This window comes from Candidatus Uabimicrobium amorphum (assembly GCF_009002475.1).
GTDB lineage: Bacteria > Planctomycetota > Uabimicrobiia > Uabimicrobiales > Uabimicrobiaceae > Uabimicrobium > Uabimicrobium amorphum.
Genome location: NZ_AP019860.1, coordinates 2,223,239 through 2,249,255 on the forward strand (window position 1 = coordinate 2,223,239; position 26,017 = coordinate 2,249,255).

The window sequence follows — 26,017 nt, forward strand, 5'->3', positions numbered from 1 at the left end:
CCAACTGTATTTGTGAGAACGGGCGGACACTAGGTCCGCCCCTACATTTCCACCACGTTTCCTCCTTGTTAACAAACCACCCTGTCCAAATACCTAATTTTGTGCTATACTATTGTGTCGAAAATTCAATTTATACCATCGGTAAAAAACCATGAAAGAAAACTACGATCATCAAAAATTCATATACGAAGATCTAATTGACGATTTTGATCCTACATTGAGCGACATCAGCAGCTTAAGCACTGTACATGATCGTTATCAATTTGAATCGAAGTTCAACTATGATCTAAACGGTGACGAAAATAGTGAAAAAAATTACGAAGTCGATATTTACTTTTTTATTCCCAAAAACATAGGAATCAACCGCGATACTTATACTCGTGAAGATTTTTATGGTGATATCGTCAATTATTTACGTATTTCGAGTACACAAAAACAAGACAATCGCGATCTACTACCCAATCTCAAAAAATATTTTGCCGTACATCTCACCACCCGTAAGCGACAAAAACTCATACAACTTGTGATTCAAGATATCAAACTCTTCGGTTGTTCGTTTAACAGTGAACTAAAAAATTTGCACTATGGACTATTTCAAGTCCTCAACAAAAAATCTCATGAAATTATTCAACGTGTGGACGTTTTACAAAAATTACTAGTAGATTTTCAAAAAACTCTGCAAGTATACCGCGATGAATATGTGGAAAAATTGCGACAGCAAATGGTCGTTGTCGACTCCGAAGTCAAACGCGCGTTGTTTTTAGTCGACGAATACAACTCCTATCGTCTTGAAACAACTCTCATCAGTATCTTCCGACTTTTACAACCATATGAGGATCATTTTAGTGAAATAAAGACCACAATAGAAAATATATTGCATGGTGAAATTAATTATCGTAGTAAAGTAAATATCACAAATATCGATGAAGGAGACGATGCCGTACGCGAATATTATCACTATCGCATGGGTCTTCTAAAGAAATATGTTTCTTCGGCTTTATATCTACAAGTAACCAACATTAAAAACGATAAAAAATATCGCAATATCGTTGCGGGCATAGGCGCTGCTCTTGCCGCCTTATGGGCCAGTTTAGCCAACGTGCACTACTGGCAAGTTGCTCAAGTAGGGCAAACAGCCAACTTACAACTCATGACCATTATTATCATTGGTGTTGTTGCCTACGTTTTTAAAGACCGTATCAAAGACTGGAGCAAAAGTTATTTCAACGAGCAACTAAAACACCGCTTACCTGATTTTGACCGTCATATGTACTACACACGTTATGATGCCAATGGCGAAAAACAGCAATATTTCCTGGGTAAATCAACAGAATACATGCGCTATTTGCAAAAAAAAGCTGTTTCCCCAGATGTTTTGTATGTTCGCGAAATGGGACACGATAGCGAGATAGAGCCGCAACGCCACGAAATGATCATTCACTACAGCAAAACCTTAAAATTGCAACGCGGTAACTTAGAGGGTGTGCCTTCCATAAAAGATGTGGTGCGCTTTAATTTTGCGAAATTTCTATCCAAACTAGACAACCCCAGTAAATCGTTGAGCTATTTCGACCGCAACAAAGGGATCATTTCCATAGAAGCTCCGAAGGTATACCACATCAATGTGGTATTCCGTTATGTTGTTTGTGAAAAGAAAAACAAAGAAATAAAGTACACGCGCAATATCGAATTAGAACGTATTCGCATTATTCTCAATAAAAAAGGAATTTTACGTGTGGAAGAAGTGATTCCCCGAGGGGAAATGAATTATCAGGAGGCGCAGAGTGAACACTGATTGGATGCAAGTGGTCGGAGGATTTGGTTTATTTTTACTGTCGTTACGTCTACTAAATAGAATATTGGAAAAATCGATAGCCAACTCAATAAAGCCCTTACTGAAAAAGGTATTGTCGAATCGCTTCTTTTCCATGGTCATCGGTTGCGTATCAACAATTTTTGTGCAGGCAAGTAGTATCACGATTATTGCGGCAATGGGACTTTTAGGGACTTCGCTGATTACCCTAGAACAGAGTTTTCTCGTGATGCTTGGTGCGACACTGGGAACAACCATCAAAAGTTGGTTCTTTGCCATTGCCATCCACAAATATGGGCTGGCGATTGTTGGCATTAGTAGTATATTTCTTGTACTGCTACGCCGTCCTTTTTTACGTGAGTGTGTCGAGGCACTTCTCGCTATTGGCTTAGCGTTTCTCGCACTTCATTTACTATACCAAGGTTTACAGCCAATTGTCACACAACAATGGACTCAGGAACTTCTAAGAAAATATACCCAGCAATCCTCGATCACTTCGTTACTACTCGTCGTGGCGTCAGGATGCTTTATCACTATGTTGGTACAATCTAGTAGTACCATTGTCTTTCTCGTTTTGGAACTAGCGCGCCAAGGATTTGTCGATTATCCGATGGGAGCTGCGCTTATTCTCGGAGCCAATATAGGTACAACGATTACTCCCATTATCGCGTCCCTAGAGTACGACCGCAATGTAAAACGCCTTGCAATATCACATCTCGTGATAAAATTACTTGGGGTGATGATTACCTTATCATTTTTTTCGTCGTTTTTACTTCTTGTAGACGCTATTGTCCCAGGTGATGTCGGCGATGCCGCTCTTTTGCACCTAGCCGCAGTTCATACTATTTTTAATTTTCTCAATGTATGTTTATGGGGACTTCTATCCACTGTTGTCGTAAAAATATTATTTCAGCTAATTCCCAGCCAATCTTACGACCAAGAATCGCAATCCATTTTGCCTATGCGCGTGCGACGCATGTTAGCGCGTCATCCACAACACGCTTTCCGCGAAATAGACAAACAAATTTCGCGCTTGAAGGACATGACAAAAAGTTTAGCCGATCATAGTTTAGAAATGCTCACCGATGGCGTAAACGGCCAAAAATTACCAACTCGATGTTACTACAACGTCGTTTTGAGAGCTTTAAAGAGGTCATCTATGATTTGTTAGTGCGTCTAAAACAGAATAATTTAGATCAAAAAGACAACCAACATATTCAAAATCAACTCGAAATATTATCCGACATCAGTAGTTTTTATATTTTGAATATTGACTTCAAAAATCACATAGAAAAGGGCATGATTTTAAATGGCTATCAAGTTCCTTCCGAAATGCGCAGTTTATTTCAGGAGTTTCAAAAAGGATTTAATGAAATGTGGCTAAAGCTTTTTCTGGGTAACATCGCAACAAAATTCGGTGCCAATCTCAATAATACCTTGCGGGATTTGGAGAATGTTTACGTCTTCTATCTAACCAAGAAGAGAAACAGCCAGCAGTTGTACTGGCTCTACGAAACCATTCGCTATCAGAACCAAACGGTACTACTTTTCGAAAGATTATATCAAAGATCTAGTCGGCCGCAGAATGTAGAATAGAAATATTCTATCGAACTGGTGCCCTCTTCATCGCAGATTATTTGGGTTCCGTTAAGAAAAGAGTTCGTTTTCAGATTGGTGCCCTCACCATCGGATTTAAGGTTTCAGCTTCGCTAAAAGCCTTAATTCTCATGCCTCTCCCACAGGAGAGGCGTAACACGTCTAAATTTGTTTCCATTTGTGTTGTTTTGTGCCGTTATACATACAACCTCAACTGTATAAAGTACAGTATCGCTGTACTCTCGTTTCGCAAATCAAGTGAATTTAGTTTTTAACACCAGAGAAGCATTACACCTCTCCCTGTGGGAGAGGTATGAGAATACAACTTTTCAGCGTAGCTGAAAATTGTTATTCGATGGTGAGGGCACCAATCTGAAAACGAATCTCTTCTCTTAACGGAACCCATAATCTGCCACTCAACCACGCGACGCCTGTACACGACCAACGATCGCGGTAATTACTTTACGCGGCAAAAAGCGATAAGCACAAGACATTAATTTATTTGTCCATCCATGAACCGCAACACTCTTGCCCTTCATCATCGCTTTATATCCATATATCGCCACATCTCGTGATGATGGCAAATTCTCTCCCGCAACAAGTTTTTCGTCTTTCATTTGCGCAACTCGCTGGAAATCAGAGGCCGTAGGTCCTGGACACAATGTTGTGACCGTAACCCCCCGACCTTTGATTTCGTGTGCTAAAGCTTCTGAAAAGTGCAATACGTAAGCTTTTGACGCGTAATATATTGCCATGAGTGGTCCTGCCTGAAAAGATGCTGTGGAAGCCACGTTGACTATTTTACCGGTCTTTTTTTCTAACATTCCAGGCAGAAACAAATGTGTAAGCTCGGTCAATGCGGTTATGTTTACCTGGATCATTTGCTGTAATTTACCCCACGACGCATCGCTAAATTCTCCATGGTCACCAAATCCCGCGTTATTAATCAGTACATCAGGTGTGTTGTTGATCTCAGAAAATATTTCCTGAGCACTATTCTCTTTGCTTAAATCCTTCACAATAACATGTGCTTTTCTTAGCTCTGCAGCAACAGCACGTAACTTTTGTTCGTTACGTGCGATAAGAAAAATTTCGTAACCGTTCTCGTTTAGAATTTTGCAAAACTCATAACCAATGCCACTAGAGGCACCGGTAACAATTGCCGTCTTACACATATTTTCTCACTTCTTCTTCTTTTTCTTTTTCTTCTTTTTCTTTTTCGGCTTGGTATTTTCTTGCGAAGTCTTTTCTTCTTGCGAAGTCTTTTCTTCTTGCGAAGTCTTTTCTTCTTGCGAAGTCTTTTCTTCTTGCGAAGTCTTTTCTTCTTGTGAAGTCTTTTCTTCTTGTGAGACTTCTTTCTTTTGTGGTTTATCAGGTACAACGTGCTTCTTCATGGGCGAAATGCGTTCTATTGCCCATTTTAGAGCAGGAGGAGTGACAAATGTCGTCAACATAACCACAACAATTACCGCAGAAAACATTCCTTCATCCAAAACTCCGGTGGTCTTTCCGATACTTGCAAAGATAAGACCAACCTCTCCGCGAGGGATCAAGCCAATACCGACAACCAAGCTACTCAAATCTTTCTTCACGACCCAACCTGCGGCGAGTTTACCAATAACCGCAACAACGGTAAGCGCTAAGGCAATTTTAATCACCTCGGGATCTAAAAAAGTCGTCACATCAACCAGCATCCCCATCATAACGAAAAAGATCGGGGCAAAAAGACTCTCAATAGGCCCAATAGCACTTTCAATGCTTTCGTAATGATCGCGAGACACTTTGGGGAAAAACTTATCTTCCAAAATTAACCCTGCGGCAAAAGCACCGACAATGGAAGCCAATCCCAATGCATCACTTGCCCATGCAAACAGCAACATTAACGAAATGGTGAATAACAACTTGGCGTTGGTACGGTCAAGCAAAATGATGTGATATGTATACTTACTCAAGAGCTTACCAATGACAAATATCGCTACGAACAAGAACACAAATGCTTTGATGATGATAAAAGATACATTTTTCAACTCAACATGCCCGGTGGTAACAATTCCCGTTACAACAGCCAAAATAATCAGACCTAAAATATCATCAATTACCGCTGCTCCCATCACAACTTTTGCTTCGGGAATGTGCAGTTTGTTCATGTCTTTAAAAACACGTGCCGTAATACCAATACTCGTAGCACACAACGTCGCCCCAATAAAAATATACACATTTTGATCAATGTCGGGGGCAAGCAACTTTGTTACGTAGTAGCCAAGAATAAAGGGGAGAACAATACCCACTATTGCCGACCATAGCGATGAAGACCCCACCGCCATCATCTCTCGAAAATTACACTCTAGCCCGACCATAAACAGTAGAAGAATCACTCCCAATGCCGAGAATATTTTTAGAGCAATCACCATGCGTAGATATTTGTCAAAACTGTCGCGCTGTAGTATTTTTGCTAAAAAATACCCATAGCGCCCTTCTTGCATGTCCTTCTCTGGTATTTCTTTCTTGATCGCCTCTTGCAAGTCCATATTAGAACGGATAGTGTGTTCGAGAATTTTTTCCACTTTGTCGTTGTGCCGCATCACCAACATAACCGGTTGGTGATATTGGTAAATAATGGTTCCGATTACAAGACCAATGAGAAGTTCGCCAAGTACTGCCGGTTGGTTGAACAATTTTGCAATAAAACGTCCGAGTACAGCCCCAAAAATCAAACCGAAAATCAAAAGATAAATAGGAGCGATCTCGTCACCGTGACCTCCGGCATGAGAATCATGAGAATCGTGAGCGTCTTGATTTTCGTGTGTTGTATGATCTTCTTGTGCTTGTAATTCTGTAAACGTAGTTGGGAGATCGCTGACGATTCCCAGTAACAGTACCAAGCAGAGTATCCACCAAATTTTTTTAGTGAATATTTTCATTTTTGCCACCTTTCCATCAAGTTGTAAATGTGGTAATATGGTGTTTATTATAAAGATGTGACCAAAGCTCGAAAAGCACATCTTCAGATTAAGATTCGTTGATTAGTTGAATAGCGAGTAGCCAAATGTATAAACACAACTTAGTTGAGCCTGTAGGGAAAATTGTTTGTGTAGGACGTAACTATCTAGAACATATCAAAGAGTTAAATAACCCTGTCCCCAAAGCTCCCATTATTTTTATGAAACCGTCCACATCTTTTGTACCATTGTCCGAACCTATTTCGCTACCTTCACATGCCAAAGAATGCCATCATGAAATAGAAATTGCCGTTCTGATTGGTGAAACGATTCATGCAGGCGAAACGATAGATGTAAAATCAAAAATCGCAGGTTACGGATTGGCACTCGACCTAACACTCCGCGACATACAACAGCAACTCAAACAAAACGGTCATCCATGGGAAATGGCCAAGGCATTTGACAAATCCTGTCCTATTTCGCCTTTTATTCCTCACGAGGAGTTTCCCGATTTGCAGGATATTTCTTTTTCACTTACAATAAACGGTGAAATACGTCAACAAGGCAATAGTAAGATGATGATGTATGGTATTGTAGAACTCATCAACTACATTTGCAAATACTTTACACTTGTTAAAGGAGATGTCATCTTAACAGGTACGCCGTCTGGGGTTGCTGCACTGAATTCACAAGACAAGTTACAACTTGAGTTAAACGGCAAACACCACTTCACAACGCAAGTTTTATAAAGGAAAAAATATGCGACAAATAATCATTATTTTTATTTTTTGTGCTTGCGCTTTTGCACAAAACAATATACCAGGCGAAGATTTTAACTCTTATGTATTAAATGCCCTAAAAGAATATCCCACCGACGGAACGCATACTTATTACTGGCCAAAAAGCGGTGGTTGGGCGGGCAACACCCAAGACCTTTATTACAAGGGGAAATTATTTTCCAAAGGAGACACAAAAAAACGCTGCTATTGCTGTGGCCTAACGTTTGAAATTTTCTTTAACGCCTATAAAAAGTATTGTGCTGACAATAAGTGGGAATTTAACATAGCCAATTTCGATAGTGCCCAACTAAAAAAATTCCGAGGTCAATGGTTTGGTAGCGACGGTAATCGCAAAACTCTACTAAACGCCATTACCAAAAATAAACTAGGCAAAAAAATACCTTTTTCCGAAGCACAACCAGGTGACTTTGTACAACTGTGGCGTCACAGTGGTTCGGGGCACTCCGTCGTTTTCATGAGTTGGGTACGCGATTCACAAAGTAAAATCATCGGCATGCAATATTGGTCCACCCAAACCTCCACTAACGGTGTACACTACAACACCGAATATTTTGGCGACAGCAAAGGACTCAAACGCGATGAAACCTACATCGCTCGCGTAGGAAAAAGTTCGAGGGAAAACTAAACATTGTAGTGCAGACTTTGTAGGGGCGGACCCTGTGTCCGCCCCTACATTCCACCGCGTTCACGAATTCCAGCAAAACTTGAAACAATTTGACATTTTTGCGCAAATACAATATAATTGAACAAATTCTAGAGATGTGTAATCTCTTCCTAAACTATAGTATGGGAGGCCAGTGTATTCGCAATCCTTTGCCAAATACACTGATTATTTTTATGAAGAAAAATATTTTTTTAATATTTTTTGTATTGCTCTTTAGCCTGTTTTCTGTTGCTGAAGAGTTTATCATTAACCCTAACGTAGAAAAAAACCAAGTGATTTTTGTCTCTGAAGATTTCGAATCTGAAACTCCTTCGATGACAATCCGTGCGCAACTACGTGGTGGTGATTATGAAATTGTCGAAACTCCAAAGGGAAAATTTGCGCGCATGACTTTTCCAGGAGCATACAGTTTCAATCCTCGTAACCCAGGTGAACCACAAAGACCTGTGCACAACACTTTTATTGAAGCTCCCCTTGGTTCTACCGTACGTGCGGAAGTTGTGTCTGTTATTGAAACAGAATACACTCAAGACGAGCTGGGAATCAAGCACAACGTATTTCCAAACCAACCTTCGATATGCAAGCAACAAAAAGAATTTGAATTTGCATATTTCGAAGCTGCTTACAAAAGAGGATACGCAAAAGTCAACCTCGTATCTGTAAGAGAAGTTGGTATATTGAGAGGTTTTCGTCTCTTTCAGGTCCAAGTCAAACTATGTGACTATAATCCAAAAGAAGGCAAAATCAAATTCTTCTCGGATATGGAAATCAAAATTACCTTCAAAGACGCTGATCTTGAAAAAACCAAGAAATTCAAAAAACGCTATTCGACTCCACCTATCGACAACGTATGCCGTAGCTTGATTCAAAGTCCAACTATGCTCGCGATGCAACCTGAGCGTAAGAATTCTTTGAAGTACATCATTGTATCGGATCCGATGTTCAAAAGTGAAGTACAGCGTTTTGTGGACCACAAAAAAGCACGTGGTATTAAAAGTGTTGTTCTTTACACAGATGTAACCGGTAAGACAAAAGAAGATATCCAAGAAGCGATCAAGAAAGAGTACGACAATCCTGCAGATGGTATTACTCCCTCTTTCTTACTTCTAGTGGGTGATAAAGAACACATTCCTACTTTTGATGGAACAGAAGGTTACTACGTAACTGATTTGTACTACGCCACAACACAAGGAAAAGATCATCTTCCTGATCTTCTTCATGGTCGATTTTCTGCACAAACCCTAACAGACCTAAGAAATCAAATTGACAAAACCATTGCTTACGAAAGTGGTACTCTACCTGACTACAGTTTCCTAAAAAGAGTGGTAATGACCGCCGGTTGGGATAGCTACTGGGCAGTAAAAAGAGGATATCCACATATCCGTTATGCAGAAAAGTATCATGTCAATGCGAAACAAGGTTATGAAAATGTAAAACAAAATACATTTTTGTCCGCAGGCTCACACCAAAATGAGAAAGAAATCATTGCGGCGGTTAGCAAAGGTGCTGGACTTTTTAACTATACAGCGCACGGAACCGAGACAGACTTCAACGATCCACAATTTACCATTAGAGATGTCAACAACTTGACAAACTTTAACGAGTATTTGGTTGTGATCGGTAACTGCTGCTTAACCAACTCATTTGAAGTAGAAACTTGTTTTGGCGAAGCATGGCTACGCGCTGCTGGCAAAGGTGCTGTTGGCTTTATTGGTGGAAGTAGTTATACTTACTGGGATGAAGATCTATGGTGGGGTACCGGAAACGTTGCGATTACCTCTAGCATAGACGAAGGTAATCCACCGAAACGCGAAGACACAGGCGTTGGTGCTTACGACTCCACTTTTGATAAGAAAAATTATTTTACAAATGCAGGTATGATGCTTGCTGGTAACATGGCGGTAATGCAAGCGGATTCTTACTTGACAAAGTACTATTTTGAAGTATACCACTTGATGGGTGATCCAGGTTTACAAGCGTACTGGGCAACTCCAAGTGTACCTCCAACAAGTAAGTAGTGTCACAAAACTTTACGAGGAAATTTCCTCGTAAAGTTTATATTGTTTATATCTTACCATCATCTCCACGATGAAGATTCTTCTGTAAATCAACAAACAAATCGGCCTTTAATCGCCAGCTTCCTTTAAATGGATTGTTTAAATCCTGTATCATACCGTAAATCATCGTTACGACAAAGGCAACAAATCCGTTCAAAGCAACGATCATCGAAAAACTTCCTACGGGTACTAACATGAAGACAATGATCACTGCCCAAGATAATAGTAGCATCACATGGAGTAAAGAGCGTGGTAACGCTTCGCTACATGCGGTTAGTCGCTCAGTACGCAGCGTTGTCACACGTCCTACCACTTCGATGAGTTTGCTCAACGCGAGGTGATCGCTCTCATTGCCAATACTTATTTTGTGAATGCTGGTCATGAGATCATAAATCTCATCCGAGGTATCGACATGTACTTTTTGGCGTTTCATCATCGATGCCCACTCGTTGTTTACTAGTGAATCGACGTAAATCTTTAGTTTATCCTTCACGTTTTGTACCGCTTCTTCTTGATTATCTACGTACAACAAAAAGTCACGAAGATCTTGAAGACTATTTACTTCCTCTGCTAGGTGGTCCTTGATTTTGGTGTAGTTATCTAACACAACCAACATCACGAAACCCGACATTACCGCGTAAATAGTACCCAGAATACTAAAAAATATCTCAAAGCCTCCGGTGTCACTTGCCTTGGAAACAGGTAACAATTCATGAGGATACGAGTGGATATAGTAACTACCACCAATAGCGGCTAGCGTAATAAGTGCTGCGCGTATATACATAAACATATTTTCTCCTAAGTATGATTCCATTTTTAAGTCACTTTCTTTATAGGAAAGAAAACCTAGCCGGAATCATTCTCAACCAATACAAAATATAAATCATAATACAATAACTATAAAATTACCGGTTGATCATAGCAAGTATTATTTGTACAATGACAAAAATCTTAAGTTTCTACTATTATTGAAAGTTAAATTCCGTGAAAGTCATACAACGTTATATTCTTCTAGAGTTGCTAAAGTCATTTATTTTGACGTTTGTTGTCCTCACATCGATTGTTTTTGTCATTTCTACATGGCAAATTATTCGTTACTACGGTGAGTACTTGCAAATAACAACCATTCTTTCGGCCATCCCTTTTGTAATAGGTAAATCGATTTCTTTTACTCTGCCGATGTCTCTTCTCCCTGCTGTGACGATTACCTACGGACGTATGACTCATGAAAACGAAATTCTCATACTGCGTACCACAGGAATATATGCAATTTCGTATTTAATTCCCGCTTTCATCATTGGAGTTTTTTTTAGTTTAGTGTGTTTGTATTTAAATTGCGAAATTATACCGTGGATGAACAAAAAGCGCGACGCGTTAACTCGCTATGCTGTAGAACTTATTATTTCGACCTCATTCAGTTCGGGACAAAATACGATAGACTTTATTCCCGATGTCAAAATTCGCTATGACTCCCTAAGTCGCGGAAAGTTCAACAAACTTTTTATTCAAAGACTCGATATTCAAAAATTCGACACTCCCAAAAACGACACCGACGCAAACAAGCAGTATGTCAGTCAAGAAATTATTGCTCAGTCGGGAAGTTTAGTATTTGATACCACAAAGAACATTATCAATTTCCAACTCGAAAATGGAGTAATATCACATATCGATCGCGAGCATGAGTTCGGTAAAACCATTGTAGAAAAACGCTTTTCATTTAAATACATCTCCATACCAATTCAACTTTATGCTCCAGAAAACGAAATGGCTGACCGTGCCAAATACAAACGCATAGGTGCACTCATTCGCGATACGCGAAAAATGGGCGAACAAATAGAACGATTACGTGCCTCAGGAAAAATTCCACAAAAGTTTGACTCACACAACCGTCTTTATAAAACCTACTACCAAGACCGCGTTGCCATCCATGAAAGATTCTCCAATGCATTTACTCCTATTATCATCATATTGATTGGTGCTCCATTGGGAATTTTAATACGTCACAGTAATCCTCTTGTCGCTTTTGGCGTAAGTGCAATACCAATGTTTGTTTTTTACTACCCGATGATGATGGTTGGCCGAACATTAGGAGAAGAAGCGATACTTCCGGCATTTATCGGCGCTTGGATGTCGAATGTGTTCATGCTAATTTTGGGCTTTTTTCTCATTATATACATCTCGCGAAAGTAAGGCGCATACTCTACAGAATTCCGATAAAAAAACTTCTATTCTTTTTTGTCGATAATTCCTTGTTTATCTCTAGGGCCTCTCTTTAGTACTTAGTTGATGTCATTCGCAACTTTGCGAGAACCACAATAGCGTTAAATTGCACAAAATGACTTCTTGACATGAGCAATCATAATCGTGTATCATGATCAACAATTTGCTATGCGTGTCACATTATTTAAAAAACGATAAAAGCACAAAAATACCCAAATCTCTATACCCACAAATGTGTATATGCAAAACGAAAATTCATTGTATTTCTTTGTAAATATACTGAATTCTCATTTTCGCAGAAGACCATCCCAAAGTAAGAGAGGTAATTTTCGTGTTTTGCGGTTTTCTAAAAAAGTGACCATTTCATCAAAAAATTTAGTCTAGTTATATTCTAGATTGCTTGAATATTCAAGTTTTGGAAGGATAACCCGTGAAACAAAAAATTCTTTTGAATATTTTCATATTAGGATTGTCTATATTAGTACTAACGTCATGTTGCAACTACACAGCCAAGGAGGACTTCTATATAACAGAAGATCCAGTTACGAATGTAGATGAACAAGCTGTTGCTCAAGTAACAGTCTTAAAACGTGGTTTTTATTTCTTGTGGTTTATACCATTTAAACGCGGATGTGAAGCTTACGCCAAAGATCTAATGGAGAAAAAGGTTCGCGAAGCGTACAAGGGCAAAGCGGTAGGAGTCGCTGAATACAAAATCATCGACGAATACAATATGTCATTGTTTTGGTGGACAACGGGAACAAAGGTCACCGGAAAAATCATTGTAAAGAAATAACAAGGAGTTTGCCTAATGAATAAAAAACTTTCATGGTTGTGTATAGGGGCTTTGGTTTTCGCACTAATCGGCTGCGATTGTGTTCGTATTAAACGCTTGGCCGGAGAACAACACATTTACGAAAATCAAAATAACTTAACAGTTAAAAATCAAGATGAGAATCCACTTGTGATTCCTGAAAGCCAAACAGTTGTCGTAAACAACAGTGGTGATGGTGACAAAGAGACAAACGTTACCAATAACCTTGGTGATGGTAATGGCGATGGTGGATTAGACAGTAACTGGCAAGATAGTGAGATTGGTGGAACAGCATACCACGATGACACAGGTATGCGTGGTAATACACAACTTGATAATACCACCACCGACTCCATGAATGCAAAAAACATCAATTTAATTGTGAATGTTATGGCCGATTATCCACGTGGACCACTAGAGTCAAACACGATTATGCTTGACGGTGCACAAATTTACTCTCCACACAAGGTGGGCCCAGGACAAAAAACTCTTGAGGTCAGTGCCAATGGTTATCAATCGGCATCTAAGGTCATCAATGTTCCTAAAGGTAGTACAGAGCATATCGTTGACGTTGAACTTCTTGCCAAACCACGTCCGGTGAAATTTCAATTTAAAGACAGTAAAACAGGAAAAAACATTCGTGCAGACCAAGTGATTATTGGTGCGAGCACCGTACGTGATGGTGGAAAAGTCAAGCCTGGTAAGCATACATTGGAGATTTCCAAAAAAGGTTATCAGACATATATCGGTTCTATCACAATAGATCCAGGAACTTCTCCATATGTAATCCGTCGTAAGCTAGATCCAGAAAACCGTACCGTAACACGCATCAAGTGGATCATTTACACTGAGTATCCAGCACAGGAAGAAATTCCGGTACCAGAAACTGTACTACTCGACGGTGCAGAGATCGAGCAAGGAAATAAAATTTCCAGTGGTAGTCACCAAATTATTGTCAAGCACCCTGGACACGAAACACTACGCAAAAACATCAGTGTTCCGGCAGGAATGAAAGTGTATACATTTAAAGGAACAATGGCCACACTGCCACGTCGTGTAGAGTCAAATGTGACCTATGATGTTCCTCCTCCGTCATCTTTGGGAGATACCTCGATAACACTAGTCTCTCAACGTTCGGGAAGAACCATCAATGTGACTGACAATACTTCTGTGAAGCCCGGTGAATATAAACTAAAAATCAGCAAGCGTGGTTATCTACCTGTGGACAAAACCATACGTATTTATCCACTACTTTCGGCATACAACATCGAAGAAATGCTCGAAGCAAAGCCTGTGAAGATTCGTACAATCATCAACTATGATATCAATCCTCCGGCGAACCTACCTCGCCCAAGTGCTGTATTTGTAGGACGTAGCGTTCAGTTTAAAATATTCGATGGCGGAAGTATCAAGCCAGGTCGTTACAGCTACAAGATTACACAACCTGGATATTTGATGCAAGGTGGACAAAAGCAAATAAACATCTTGCCGAGTGAAGACGTTTATGAGATTCGCGAAAGCATGAATGTGCAGCCACGTCAAATATCGTTTGATATCAACCAAAATGGTATTTTGGTCAACATCCAAGAGATTTTCATCGACGGAGAAAAAGTAACTTTTGACAAGACTTTTACTCCAGGTAAACAATACCGATTAGTCGCAAAATTTAGAGAATACCAAACCGTACAGAGAACCATCACCATAACACCCGGTGAAGGACCGTTTAGATTAAACGTTCCTCTTGTACGTAAGTAATAATATATAGAAACACAAAGTGGACTTTATACAAAGTCCACTTTGCCCAGGTTAACCTTCCACAAAAAAGAAATGACATTTTTTGTTATTTGCACTATTATTTTTTAACATTCTTTTATATAATTTAATTCCTTTTTACTCGTAAATTTTCTCCTAGAAGTTATTTGTCAACAAAAATGTACAAATTACGTATATGTGATTGTATGCTTTTTTTCACAAATACTTTTTTGATAACAAAATTTTGAAAAGAGAGTTTTTATGGCAGAAGAAAGAGATCCCAAGAAGCCAAAACAAAGACACAGGCTCTTGGTTAATCCACAAGAACTAGGACTTACTGCACGTATCAAAACAGCTCTCCTTCAGCAAGATATGGGAATTACGCAACGCATTAAAAAAGCCGTTGGTAAAACGCAGGACAAAGAAGGTTTCTTCGAAATGAAGAAGTTCATCTTTGCTGCGCTTTTAACCTTACTTTTTTTCTGCATTATTTTTGCGTACTTGGGATTGCGTACACGCTATGTGAATGTAGCGGTTCTTTATCCTGACGGTTCAAAGGGTAAGGGAGAAGTTTCTGTTCCCTTTTACTCTTCCCAAAGCAATATGAAGGCACCAGCTTACGAGCGGCAAGTCGTGTATGAACGTACTGATGTTTACGGTAAAGACCTTTTAGACAGTGAATTCGAAGTATATACCAAAGATAACAAGGTCGAAGATAAGCACAAGTTACAACCAGGGACTTATAAAATCAAAATCAGTAAAGACGGTTATAAGCCCATTGATAGACCAGTGACCATCAGTGACAAGAAAGTAACAGTATTAGTTAGTCTACAACCAATCGTCGTTCCTAAACGCCGTTTGGTACTTCACATTAACGATCCCCTGTTTGGGGGCCAACCGTTAGAACCCGACGATGTAGTTATTGTCGGTGAAAAAAATAAATCTATCAAAAACACTCTCATTCGCAGCGGTAGTTATGTTGTTCGCGTTATTAAAGAGGGTTATGAACCACTCGAAACGACAATTGATGTTCCCGACGATGGTGTGGTAAAGAAAAAAATTACTTTACAATACAAGTTCCGTCCGGTACGTCTACTTGTTGATGATGGTGTTTGGGAAGAAGGAAAAGAGCCGGTACTAAAAGGGGAAGACGTTGTCATTACCCAAGAAAATAAGCAAATCAACTACCGCGATACTCTTTTACCTGGTCGCTACACCCTTGAAATTAACCGTGATGGTTACAAACAAGTACGCGAAAACATTAAAATCTTACCAGGAGAAACACTCGACATCCACCGCGTTAAGATGCGCCCTCTACCACGCAAGGTATTGGTGCAAATGAACTACGATGTTATTCCTCCTGACAAAATTGCACCTGATAAAAAGTATTTGATCGATTTAGATAGCGTAAACAAAATTACGATTCCGATTACCGATGAAACAGTTGCTCCTGGAAACTACAATGTTGTAGTGGAAAAAGCCGGTTATAAAAAATACAGTAAACCGATTTTCATCGAGCCTAATAGTCGTCCTTATATCGTCAAAGCACACATGGTATCCGTTACCAAATACATGCTGTGGAAAATTTTCTCTGACTTTGATGTAGATCCTACCCCAAATCCAGATGAAATGGATGTGATGGTAGATATCCGCAAAAAAGGTTACAAACCAGTGGAAGATTTGCAAAGATCACTTCCAGCGCAAAAACTTGAAATTGAAGTACGCGTTGACATGGAAACAATTCCACGTAAAGTGATTCCTGAAATTTCAGCGGACAACGTGCTGGGTGTAACCACTCCAGACATTATCAGTCTTGCGCGTATCATAAATGGTAACGAAAAAGAAACCGTTGATGTTGCGACCAAGGCACCGTTCAAGCTGTACAAACCAGGACGCTATCGTTTACGCATTCGCAAAGTTGGTTATGAGCCAATCGACGAAGAAATCATTATCTTTCCAGATGACAAACAATATGTAATCAAGAAAGAACTTGTATCGATTCGTCGTGAGCTAGTCATTGACGTGAATTCGGATTACGATCCAGATATCAAAATCAAACCGGATTCGATGCTTGTAAACCGCAAAGACGCCGAAGATGGTTACAAAGTAAAACCTGGAAAACACACACTTGTTCTCAACAAAGCCGGATACTATCCGATTGAGAAGGTGATTGATGTAACTCCTGGTAGTGAACCTTATATCATCAAAGGCCAATTCAATGCGAAGCCACGTGAAGTTCACCTTGAGATTTATGGTGGGATTGAAGATCCTAACAATCCTGATGCCCAAGAAGGTATTTCCAAACTAGACAACGTGAAAGTAACCATTGGTGGTAACGAAGTCCGTCACGGCGACGCTGTTCCGCCGCAAAAGGTTAACGAATTCCGCGTTGAGCGCGAAGGTTTCGAAGTATATACCTTTGAAGGTCCAATCGAACCTTCAGAAGATCCTTATATACTAAAGACTACACTACGACCAAAAACACGACGTGTTCTTCTCCACGTAACCGCTTCTTTTCCAAAAGGAATCGACCTCATGCCTCTAGACACAAGTACTCTAGGCAACGAGACAATTCAAAAAGAAAGCGAAGCCAAACCTGGAAGATACGAACTTGTTTTAGGTAAAACTGGTTACGAAACGATCGCGAAGACTCTGGAAATTGAACCTTCCGAAGAGCCATACAGAATCATCGAAATAATGAAGCCTAAGCAACGTGCGTTGACTTTGGACGTTAGCTACGATGTTCCTCCTGAGAATCCAAATATTTCGCAAACTGTTCGCCTAAAAGGGGAAACAATTGCGTTTGACAAAATTGTAAGAACCAATGATAAGATAGATCCGCACAACTACCGCTTGGAAATCGTTGCCGATGGTTACGAACGTGTGACAGAAGCGATGACCATCAATCCAGCAGAAACCGCGTATCTACTCAAGAGAGAATTGGTATCTTTACCACGTCAAGTGATTTTCCGCGTAACTTCGGACTACGAAATGATGCCAAACCTACAAGATTACCAAATCTTAGTCGATGGTAATCCAGTAGAAAACATCACCAAAATAAAGCCTGGTGTACACACTCTAGTGATCAACAAAGCCGGCTTCCACTCAATTAACGATGAGTTTAAACTACTCGCAGGAACTGAAGACTATGTGATCCAAAAGCAAATGGTATCTATGGCACGCGTTGTACGCGCACAAATTACCGACATCGAAGACAATAAGCCAATTACACCAGATATTATTACACTTGGTGATTCTCCGGTAACCGGAAGCGCACCATTTAAGCCAAAGCGTTATCGCTTGGTCATTAAGGCACAAGGTTATTCTACTCTAACAGAAGACGTTAACATTGAGCCAGGTGCGACAGAATACGTCATTGAAAGACAACTCAGTCCTTCTGAGCGTTTGGTTAAAGCCGAAATCAAAGGTGACTACAACAACGATTTCCTCACCGCACAAGTATTGACACTTAATGGTGAAGACGTCACCCCAGGATCAAGTAAAGTACGTCCAGGTGGTTACGATGTAGTGATCTACGTTCCCGGATACGAACAGCTCAATACGCGTATTCAAGTAAACCCAAGTCAGGAAGACTACATAATTCGTCAGACACTTGTTGCTAAGAAACGTAAACTGGTACTTGATATTAGTGACTCACTTGACAGTAGTATCAAGATCATACCAAACAAAGTTTCTTTCAATGGTAAAGAAATACGTGAAGGTGAAGAAATAAAACCAGGACAATTCCAAGTACAGCTTGAAAAAGAAGGTTACGATCCAGCAACAACTGCGATCACCGTAGAACCTTCCGAAGAAGCGTACACATTGAAAATGTCTATGGACCCACGTGCACGTCGATTAGACCTACAAGTCGATGGTGACTATCGTCCAGGTGTTATGCTAGATCTTGATCAGGTTGTGGTAGATGGTAGAGATTTTCTACCTACCGATGTACTCACCCCAGGTGAGCGCAAAGTTACCCTCAAGAAAGAGGGATACGAAGACCTGAGTTTTACCATCACCGTAGCTGCGGGAACCACTCCGTTCTTGGTGAAGAAGACCATGATCTCCAAACCACGTCAAGTGGCGGTAAAAGTAACTCATGATTACATGGATGGCGCAGATTTTACCCCAGAACTTCTCACCTTAGGTGAACGCGATATCGTTCCGGAAGAAAAGTTCAAGCCAGCGTCGTATGAATTGATGATCGCTCACCCAGGTTTCGCAGAGATTCGCGAAAAAATCGATGTCGAACCAGGCGAAGGAATTCTTGAGCTAGATCGTCACCTCATCGCCAACCGTCGTCGTCTAAACGTAGACCTAAGCTACGATGTCGAACCGACACAAGAATTAGGTATACACAAGATACGCATTCGCAGTCTTAACGACACTGATTTCCGTCAAGTGAGCGAAGGCGACATGATCATTCCTGGTGAATACGAAGTACAAATCGAAAAAGAAGCGTATGAACTCTACAGAGGTCGCGCGGTGATTATCCCTGATGATCGTCCGTACAAACTCTCAGCAAAACTCGTTGCTAAGTACGTACAAATCTTAATCGAAGTCAAGTACGATATCGCACCAGGTGAAGAGGCCAAAGCTCTTGGTGACTATGAAGTAACTTTCATTAACGAAGACGGTATCGGACGTAGTGTACAACACGGAAACCGCATCAAGCCAGGAAATCACAAACTAGAAATTACCCGCCCTGGTTATGGATTCGGTGATAGTAAGAAAGTACTACGTATTCGTCCAAGCGAACAACCGTACTGGATTCGCGAGACACTCAAGGCACAACCTCGTCCGTTGTCTTTCGGTATTTACGATCAGAAAGTAGGTCGTATTATTGAAGCAGAACAAGTACTCATCAACGGTACAGTTGCGACACCGGATACAAAGTTTGATCCAGGAGTCAAATACGGATTTATCGCGCGTTTTGTTAAATACAAAACCGTAGATGCTTCTGTAACAATTGAGCCTGGTGATGGTCCATACGCGATTAAGGTTGACTTGACCGAGTACAAGAAGTACGAAATGCGCATTGGTAAGAAATATCATGGTATGGTACTTGACAGCATTAAGATCCCTGTCGAAATCTATGTTGACGGTGATCCGCTAGAAAAGCACCACATTATTTCTGGTGATGGTTTTAACCTCATCAACTATGAATTCTACGCACCAAAAGGCATGCGTTCGATGCGTATTGTTTGTGGTTTTTACTACGACGAATCCCTAGTTCGCGAAAATTTCGAATTCCGCGACCTACGTAAGATCGACACAACACGCTTACTTGAACACTTGCGTGGTTTAGCAAAATCAAGTCCAAGTCAAGCGCTACGTCGTGCTGTACGTCTACTCAAAGATCGTCAAGACAAGTTTAAGGTTGCGGCTCTTCCTCAAGAAGATCGCCGTCGTATTGCCAACTTGTTGCGCGACCTAACTCTAAACCCAGACGAACAAAAGACACGTAAGACCGCGATCAAAAAACTAGAAGAAAAATAATTTCTTCTTTTAAGACGTTTCGATTGCCGAAAGTATTGTCATTCCCGCGAAAGCGGGAAACCAGCAATCCAGGATTTACTTCAAATTGCTGGATCCCCGCTCAAGTCGGGGATGACAATTCCCAAACCGGGGATGACAATCTTTCTATTGAAAAATGTTTCATATCTGGACATCACAAGGTGTCCGGATATTATCTTAAAACTGTATAATAAACAATATTCACAGTCTTAACACCCCTTCAAAGCAAAATGAAAACAAAACAACGATTAAAAAATTGCCACACAGAGAAGAACATGGTATTATATGCAAAAACAAACAATTGCTTAAAGGACACCCTACCCAAATTCCCATCTAAAGCCCAAAGTAGATCGTCAATTGCTTGTACTATCTCTTTGAACTTCAGATTGTGGAAAAAATTTTCATAAATCTGTGAATAGAATTACCAGTTTGCTGTCTATTAATTGTAATAAACGAAACAGCAAAAGGTACATTTTCAGTTTTAGAAAGGTAACACTCAATGTGTAGACTTCCTCTTATTTTTTTATTAGCTATCAGCCTCATTTTTAGCTCTGGGCTTATAGCTGATGACAAAAAACCGGAAAAAAAAGAAGGTGAAAAAACCAAAGTAGTCGCACCGCAGAGTGCGCAACAAGCCAAAGAGCTTTTCCAAAAGTCTTTTGGTTTGGAAAAAGAACACAAGTACGCCGAAGCTATCGCTGGATACGAAGCTGTACTTGGATTTTATCAAAAGCAAGAAGGTACACAGTACGATGTATACATCATGTATACACTACAAAACCTTGCGGTACTATATGCAAATAGCAACCAAACAGAAAAATCCATTCGTCTATTGCAACAAGCGATTCGCTACGCAGAAAAGCTTGGCAACTGCGGCAAGATGTCGGATTTCCATCACAAATTAGGTGTTATCTACAATCACAAGTGCCAAGTAAAAGCAAAAGCTGCGGCACAAAAAGACGATATCACTCCTGATGGTCAAATTACTGTTGGTGCGGCCGATGTTCTCGGCAACAAAAATTTCACTGATTTTCAAGCAGTTGCAGGTGCAGAATTTGTTCCTCAAAGTGTACAAACAGCTGGTACTGAAGATCCTTTCGCGAAAAAGATTGAGCACTACACAAAATTCTTGGTCGCTAAAGTTCGCAGTGATTTTGACGAAGACGAACTCATCACTCCTGATTCAGTACGCGTTGTACTACAAATTGAGAAAAAGGGATACTATCCTTTGAACAAAATGGTACAAATGCTTCCTGAAAAAAGACACTCAGAAGTCGATGAAATGTTAGTGGCGATGCCACGTAAGGTGGAACCTAGAGTTTTTGAAGACTTTTTTCAACAAGGTCCAATTACTCCAGATGAAATCACGCTAACAAACCTAAAAAATGGTAAAGAAAGTGGTAAGCCACGTCGTGTAAGCGATGACAGTTTCAAGCCAGGGCATTATTTACTAAGTATCCGTAAAGCGGGTTACGAAGATGTGAAAAAAGCCCTTACCATTTATCCAAACGAAGGTCCTTTTCAGTTTGAAGAACGTCTACTAAGTAAAATGCGCGAAATTGCAGCAAGTATTCGCGGTGACTTTGTAGATCCAAAATCAGGAAAAGACACTATTGATCCAGACACATTTACACTAAATGGTCAATCAGTAAAAGACAGCAGCAAAGTAAAACCAGGTGAATATCAGTTGGTGATTAAAGAAGAGGGTTTCGAACCCATCGTAAAAACCATCATTATTCCACCTAGTGAGTCACAATATCGCTTTTTTGAGCAAATGAAGACCCTAAATCGTCAGGTATATTTCCAAATTACGGGTGACTATCAACCAAACAAAGAGTTGACTCCTGATGAAATCGCTTTCAATAACCGTTTTGTAAAAATTACCGGTGAAAGTTTACGTCCTGATACTTACCGTGTTGTCATTCGCAAAAGAGGTTATGAGCCAGTAAGTAAACGCGTAACAATTTATCCGTCTTCTAAAGACTATATCTTAAAAGAATCTTTAAAATCTCTACCACGTCGTGTACAAACACAAATTTTAGCGTCTTTCCCTAAAATGCGTATTTCTCCAGACAAATGTACACTAAATGGTCGTGATATCAAAACCCAGGAAAACTTTAAGCCTGGAAAGTACGAGTTAAAAATCGAACGTGCTGGTTACGTTCCGATCACAAAAACAATCGAAATACCACCATCGGATGAACCATACACTATTTCCAGTGTACTGAATCCAAAAGATGTTGAACTAAAACTACAAATCACTTACGATGTAGAACCTGAAGACAAAGACCAGACTTACACATGCAACATGAAAAACGAAGCTCTTGGTCTAAAAGAAAAAGTATCTGACGGCAAGAAAATTAAGCCAGAAAGTTATCTATACGAAGTAATTCAACCTGGTTATGAAATTGCAAGTGACCGCGTACTTATTATGCCTCGCGAAGACGCATACACACTACAGCGTCGCCTAGTGGCAAGAGACCGTACTGTTGTTACAGACATTTCTGACGAAGCTGGAAATCCAATTGAACCAGATGAAATTACTCTTGATGGAAAAGCAATCAACAAAGGTTTCAAAGTTAAGCCTGGTATTCATGAACTAGTAATCCTAAAAGAAGGTTACATCCCAGTTCGTAAGCAAGTACAAATTCTTGCAAGCGACAAAGATTATATCCTTTCTGAAGTTGTTATCTCCAAAACTCGTCTTGTTACTTTCGAGTTCAGAGATTCTTACACAAAAGATTTGATCAAGCCTGAACAAATCAGCATTGGAAAAGAAAATCCAAAGAATCCAAAAACCGTTCTTACAATGAAGCCTGGTAACTATCCGCTACGCGTTGTAAAAACTGGTTACGCAATGATCAACAAAACAGTGAACATTCCTGTAGGTAGTGGTAACTATGTAATCAAAGAACTCATGAACGCAACCGTTCGCGAAGTACACATCAACATCACCGGAGACTTCAAACCATCTGAACCTCTAGAAGTTGACGTTCTAGCGATGAACGAAATGCCAATGGGTGCTGTAAACAAGATTCGTCCAGGTATGTACGAACTTGTGATCGAAAGAAAAGGTTACTACCCAATCTACAAGCGTCTAAACATCACTCCTGGTCAAGAGCCATACAAGATTGATGAACAAATGAAGAGTAAGCCACGTAAGGTGAACCTAAACATCATCAGCTCTTACACCAGTAACAAAATGACACCAACAAGCGTACTTGTTGGAACAACAGCGATCAAAGATGGCCAAGAGATGAAGCCTAGCGAATATCAATTGGCAATCAAAGAAAAAGGTTACAAGACCATTTCTAGTGGTATCACAATTGAGCCAAGCGAAGATCCATATGTACTAGAAGCGACAATGGAAGCATTGCCACGTCAAATCCAGTACTCTTTCGTCAGTGACTTCGATAACAAAGAAGTTATGCCAGACGTAATCACTCTGGACAACGAAATCATGGAACAAGGTGAGTCTCAACTACCTGGTACTTACACTGTTGCTGTTGAAAAGCAAGGTTACAACGAGAAGTCATTTGAAATTGTTGTGACACCTTCAGATGAACCATATCTAATTAAAGATATGCTCGAAACTGTTGCTCGTGAAATCGAACTTGACATCACCGGGGACTTCCCAGTGGGTGAACGTATCGATCCAGAAATTGTTGCTCTAGACGGTAAAGATGCTCGTGAACACTTGTTCAAGCCTCGCAAGTACGAACTTGAAATTCAACAACCTGGTTACATCCCATTACGTAAGAACGTAACTATTGAGCCAGGAAACGAACCATACTTGATTCAAGAAGTATTGGCGACTAAACCACGTAAGATCGACTTGAACATTACTTATGACATAGAGCCACCTTCACACTTGGCACCTTACAAAATTACAATGGCTCCTCTTGATAAGCCTTCGGAAGCGAAAGAAATCAAGCCAGGTGACATCATTAAGCCAAACTCTTACATCCTCAAGATTGAGAAGCCTGCATACGAAACAATCGAGGTGAAGCAACACGTATGGCCAGATGATCGTCCATATGTAATTGATCAAAAACTACGTGCGAAGCAAGTACCGATCAACATCAACATTACGCACAATGTTGAGCCACCAGCGAACTTGCCACCATACCAAGTATCGTTGATCTCGAAGAAAACACGCGTATTGTTCCTAGTAACAGATGGTAAGAGAATCCGTCCAGGTTCATACGACCTCAAGGTAACTCAGCCAGGATACAGTTTTGGTGCGATTAAGACCATCGACATTGCTCCAAGTGAAGATGCATACTTAATCAACGAAAGCTTACTAGCGAAGAATCGTCAAATCTCTTTTGAGATGGTTGACAAGAAAACTGGATCTCTAGTTGATGCTCACGAAGTAATCGACCTAGGAACCAAGAAAAAAGTAGAATTTAGAGATGTATTCGAACCAGGAAAGAAAGTAAACTTCCGCGTGAAGTTCAAGAAGTATCAAACCGTTTCTACGGCTACTTTGATACCACCTGGAGAAGGTCCATACATTCTACCAGTACCACTTGTAGAACTAAATCCTCTTGAGTTTACGATCCGCAAGAATACCGAAAAAATTGATGGTATTGAATACACATACACATTCAGTATTGACGGTAAAATGCTAGAAGATCACCACATCAAGATGGAAAAAGGTATTGGACGTTTCTACTACACAGTAATGGTTCCGCCAAAAGCGAAGAACTTCCGCGCATACATTGGCTACAAGTTCTTACAAAGAGCTCTAGCGCGTTTCCGTTCTGGTATGAGCATCAGCCGTCCAGAAAACCTATCCGTACCTAAATTGATCGAGCACTTAGACCGCATGGCCAAAGGTGAACGTGGTCGTCGTGCATCTCTAGAGGTAATGGAAAAACTACTCAAAGGATATCGTAATCGTAAGATGTTGAAGCAATTACACAACACCGAACGAGATCAGTTGATTAGCTACCTAGAATCTTGGAAACTAGGTCCTGCGCAAGATCGCGTACGTCTACAAGTTGTTGTTGAGGCAATCAACAAAACTAAGTAATTCTTTACTTGTGTAATCAAAATGGACGGTGGCAAATGCCACCGTCCGTTCTATTATTTAGGGTATAACAATGAATCCTGGATGTTTTTTTTATGTACTAATGGGCTGCGTTTTGGTAATGGCCGCTTGTACGCAAACAGTTTTCGAAGACACAAATGAACCAGACAAAATCATCGTACACCGCAATACCACCAACCAACAAATTGACGCAGGTGTCGCAAAACGTGATGGTCTTGCCGTAATTAAGCATGAAATACAGTGTGACCATCCCGCTGGTCGTGCCATTGGCATTACGGTATGGAATAACAATGAAATTGTCACTCATAACAGTCGTTTGCCTCATGGTCAATACAACTTGCGTATTGAAAAAAGCGGTTATGACACTCTGTTCAAAGACGTATACATTCAAAGTGATTTTGAAGGAAAATATGTACTTACCGGTATGTTAAAAGCAAAAGATCGCCTTCTTAATTTCAACTTTTTAGATGTCAATACCAACCAGCGCATCACACCAGACAAAGTAAGCATTGCCGATGTAGGTGGTGGAACGGAACAGCAAACAATCAGTGACCAATCTTATGTAAAACCTGGTCGCAAGATTATGGTAGTTGAAAAAGCGGGGTATAAAACTTACACACAAGAAATTGACATACCAGCTTCACCTGAACCATTTTCCATAAGCGCACTTTTAAATCCCAACTAAAATTACAATACTCCACTTAGAGGATGGTCAAAATAATTTGCCAATGTAAATTATTTTGCGCCACATCTCTTGGCTCTCAAAAAGTTTTTTTACTTTTTGAG

Annotated in this window: 15 protein-coding genes; 12 read left to right on the plus strand and 3 right to left on the minus strand. The window is 40.2% G+C overall.

The genetic code is table 11. The annotated features are described in order from the left end of the window. Nucleotides 1-151 precede the first annotated feature (151 nt). The 3 genes from UABAM_RS07850 to UABAM_RS07860 are packed head-to-tail and all read left to right on the plus strand — an operon-like array spanning nt 152 to nt 3,409. Nucleotides 152-1,795, plus strand: coding sequence for a hypothetical protein (locus tag UABAM_RS07850; RefSeq protein ID WP_151967446.1), 1,644 nt, complete (start codon nt 152-154; stop codon nt 1,793-1,795). Then, a complete protein-coding gene (locus UABAM_RS07855) occupies nt 1,785-2,984 on the plus strand; it encodes a Na/Pi cotransporter family protein (protein WP_151967447.1) in 1,200 nt (399 codons plus the stop codon). Before UABAM_RS07850 ends, UABAM_RS07855 begins: the two co-directional genes overlap by 11 nt. Further along, a complete protein-coding gene (locus UABAM_RS07860; protein WP_151967448.1) occupies nt 2,978-3,409 on the plus strand; it encodes a hypothetical protein in 432 nt (143 codons plus the stop codon). Before UABAM_RS07855 ends, UABAM_RS07860 begins: the two co-directional genes overlap by 7 nt. A gap of 416 nt (nt 3,410-3,825) precedes the next feature. Here the strand turns inward: UABAM_RS07860 and UABAM_RS07865 are convergent, their stop codons facing one another. Beyond that, a complete protein-coding gene (locus UABAM_RS07865; protein WP_151967449.1) occupies nt 3,826-4,584 on the minus strand; it encodes an SDR family NAD(P)-dependent oxidoreductase in 759 nt (252 codons plus the stop codon). A gap of 6 nt (nt 4,585-4,590) precedes the next feature. Further along, the gene (locus UABAM_RS07870) at nt 4,591-6,330 is read right to left on the minus strand and encodes a cation:proton antiporter (RefSeq protein WP_173013194.1); all 1,740 of its coding nucleotides are present in this window, start codon (nt 6,328-6,330) and stop codon (nt 4,591-4,593) included. Between the two features lie 125 nt (nt 6,331-6,455). Here UABAM_RS07870 and UABAM_RS07875 point away from each other — a divergent pair, with 125 nt between their 5' ends. The 3 genes from UABAM_RS07875 to UABAM_RS07885 all read left to right on the plus strand — a co-directional run bounded on the left by UABAM_RS07875 (nt 6,456) and on the right by UABAM_RS07885 (nt 9,830). Next, nucleotides 6,456-7,097 carry a fumarylacetoacetate hydrolase family protein gene (locus UABAM_RS07875; RefSeq protein ID WP_151967451.1) on the plus strand — a complete coding sequence of 214 codons (642 nt, stop codon included), beginning with the start codon at nt 6,456-6,458 and terminating at the stop codon, nt 7,095-7,097. A gap of 10 nt (nt 7,098-7,107) precedes the next feature. Continuing rightward, nucleotides 7,108-7,773 carry a hypothetical protein gene (locus tag UABAM_RS07880; RefSeq protein ID WP_151967452.1) on the plus strand — a complete coding sequence of 222 codons (666 nt, stop codon included), beginning with the start codon at nt 7,108-7,110 and terminating at the stop codon, nt 7,771-7,773. A gap of 212 nt (nt 7,774-7,985) precedes the next feature. After that, nucleotides 7,986-9,830: a C25 family cysteine peptidase gene (locus UABAM_RS07885; protein WP_173013195.1), complete on the plus strand. Its 1,845-nt coding sequence runs from the start codon at nt 7,986-7,988 to the stop codon at nt 9,828-9,830. Between the two features lie 46 nt (nt 9,831-9,876). Here UABAM_RS07885 and UABAM_RS07890 read toward each other — a convergent pair whose 3' ends face one another. Further along, the gene (locus UABAM_RS07890; protein WP_173013196.1) at nt 9,877-10,659 is read right to left on the minus strand and encodes a bestrophin-like domain; all 783 of its coding nucleotides are present in this window, start codon (nt 10,657-10,659) and stop codon (nt 9,877-9,879) included. A 194-nt stretch (nt 10,660-10,853) separates the two neighbouring features. Between UABAM_RS07890 and UABAM_RS07895 the strand changes: the two genes are divergently transcribed. From UABAM_RS07895 to UABAM_RS07920, 6 genes are all read left to right on the plus strand, one after another. After that, nucleotides 10,854-12,059, plus strand: a complete 1,206-nt coding sequence (locus UABAM_RS07895) for an LptF/LptG family permease (protein ID WP_151967455.1) — start codon at nt 10,854-10,856, stop codon at nt 12,057-12,059. 460 nt (nt 12,060-12,519) lie between these two features. Next, nucleotides 12,520-12,885, plus strand: coding sequence for a hypothetical protein (locus UABAM_RS07900; protein ID WP_151967456.1), 366 nt, complete (start codon nt 12,520-12,522; stop codon nt 12,883-12,885). A 15-nt stretch (nt 12,886-12,900) separates the two neighbouring features. Continuing rightward, nucleotides 12,901-14,658, plus strand: a complete 1,758-nt coding sequence (locus UABAM_RS07905) for a hypothetical protein (RefSeq protein WP_151967457.1) — start codon at nt 12,901-12,903, stop codon at nt 14,656-14,658. A gap of 258 nt (nt 14,659-14,916) precedes the next feature. Beyond that, nucleotides 14,917-20,157, plus strand: coding sequence for a PEGA domain-containing protein (locus tag UABAM_RS07910; protein ID WP_151967458.1), 5,241 nt, complete (start codon nt 14,917-14,919; stop codon nt 20,155-20,157). 517 nt (nt 20,158-20,674) lie between these two features. Then, nucleotides 20,675-25,213, plus strand: a complete 4,539-nt coding sequence (locus UABAM_RS07915; RefSeq protein WP_151967459.1) for a tetratricopeptide repeat protein — start codon at nt 20,675-20,677, stop codon at nt 25,211-25,213. 70 nt (nt 25,214-25,283) lie between these two features. Continuing rightward, nucleotides 25,284-25,916 (plus strand): PEGA domain-containing protein, encoded by a 633-nt coding sequence (locus UABAM_RS07920; RefSeq protein ID WP_151967460.1) that lies wholly within the window; start codon nt 25,284-25,286, stop codon nt 25,914-25,916. Nucleotides 25,917-26,017: the final 101 nt, after the last annotated feature.

Coding starts and splice junctions, on each gene's coding strand:
- UABAM_RS07850 (WP_151967446.1), top strand. CDS start 152: ATGAAAGAAAACTACGATCATCAAAAATTCATATACGAAGATCTAATT.
- UABAM_RS07865 (WP_151967449.1), bottom strand. CDS start 4,584: ATGTGTAAGACGGCAATTGTTACCGGTGCCTCTAGTGGCATTGGTTAT.
- UABAM_RS07870 (WP_173013194.1), bottom strand. CDS start 6,330: ATGAAAATATTCACTAAAAAAATTTGGTGGATACTCTGCTTGGTACTG.
- UABAM_RS07875 (WP_151967451.1), top strand. CDS start 6,456: ATGTATAAACACAACTTAGTTGAGCCTGTAGGGAAAATTGTTTGTGTA.
- UABAM_RS07880 (WP_151967452.1), top strand. CDS start 7,108: ATGCGACAAATAATCATTATTTTTATTTTTTGTGCTTGCGCTTTTGCA.
- UABAM_RS07885 (WP_173013195.1), top strand. CDS start 7,986: ATGAAGAAAAATATTTTTTTAATATTTTTTGTATTGCTCTTTAGCCTG.
- UABAM_RS07890 (WP_173013196.1), bottom strand. CDS start 10,659: ATGTTTATGTATATACGCGCAGCACTTATTACGCTAGCCGCTATTGGT.
- UABAM_RS07905 (WP_151967457.1), top strand. CDS start 12,901: ATGAATAAAAAACTTTCATGGTTGTGTATAGGGGCTTTGGTTTTCGCA.
- UABAM_RS07910 (WP_151967458.1), top strand. CDS start 14,917: ATGGCAGAAGAAAGAGATCCCAAGAAGCCAAAACAAAGACACAGGCTC.
- UABAM_RS07915 (WP_151967459.1), top strand. CDS start 20,675: ATGTGTAGACTTCCTCTTATTTTTTTATTAGCTATCAGCCTCATTTTT.
- UABAM_RS07920 (WP_151967460.1), top strand. CDS start 25,284: ATGAATCCTGGATGTTTTTTTTATGTACTAATGGGCTGCGTTTTGGTA.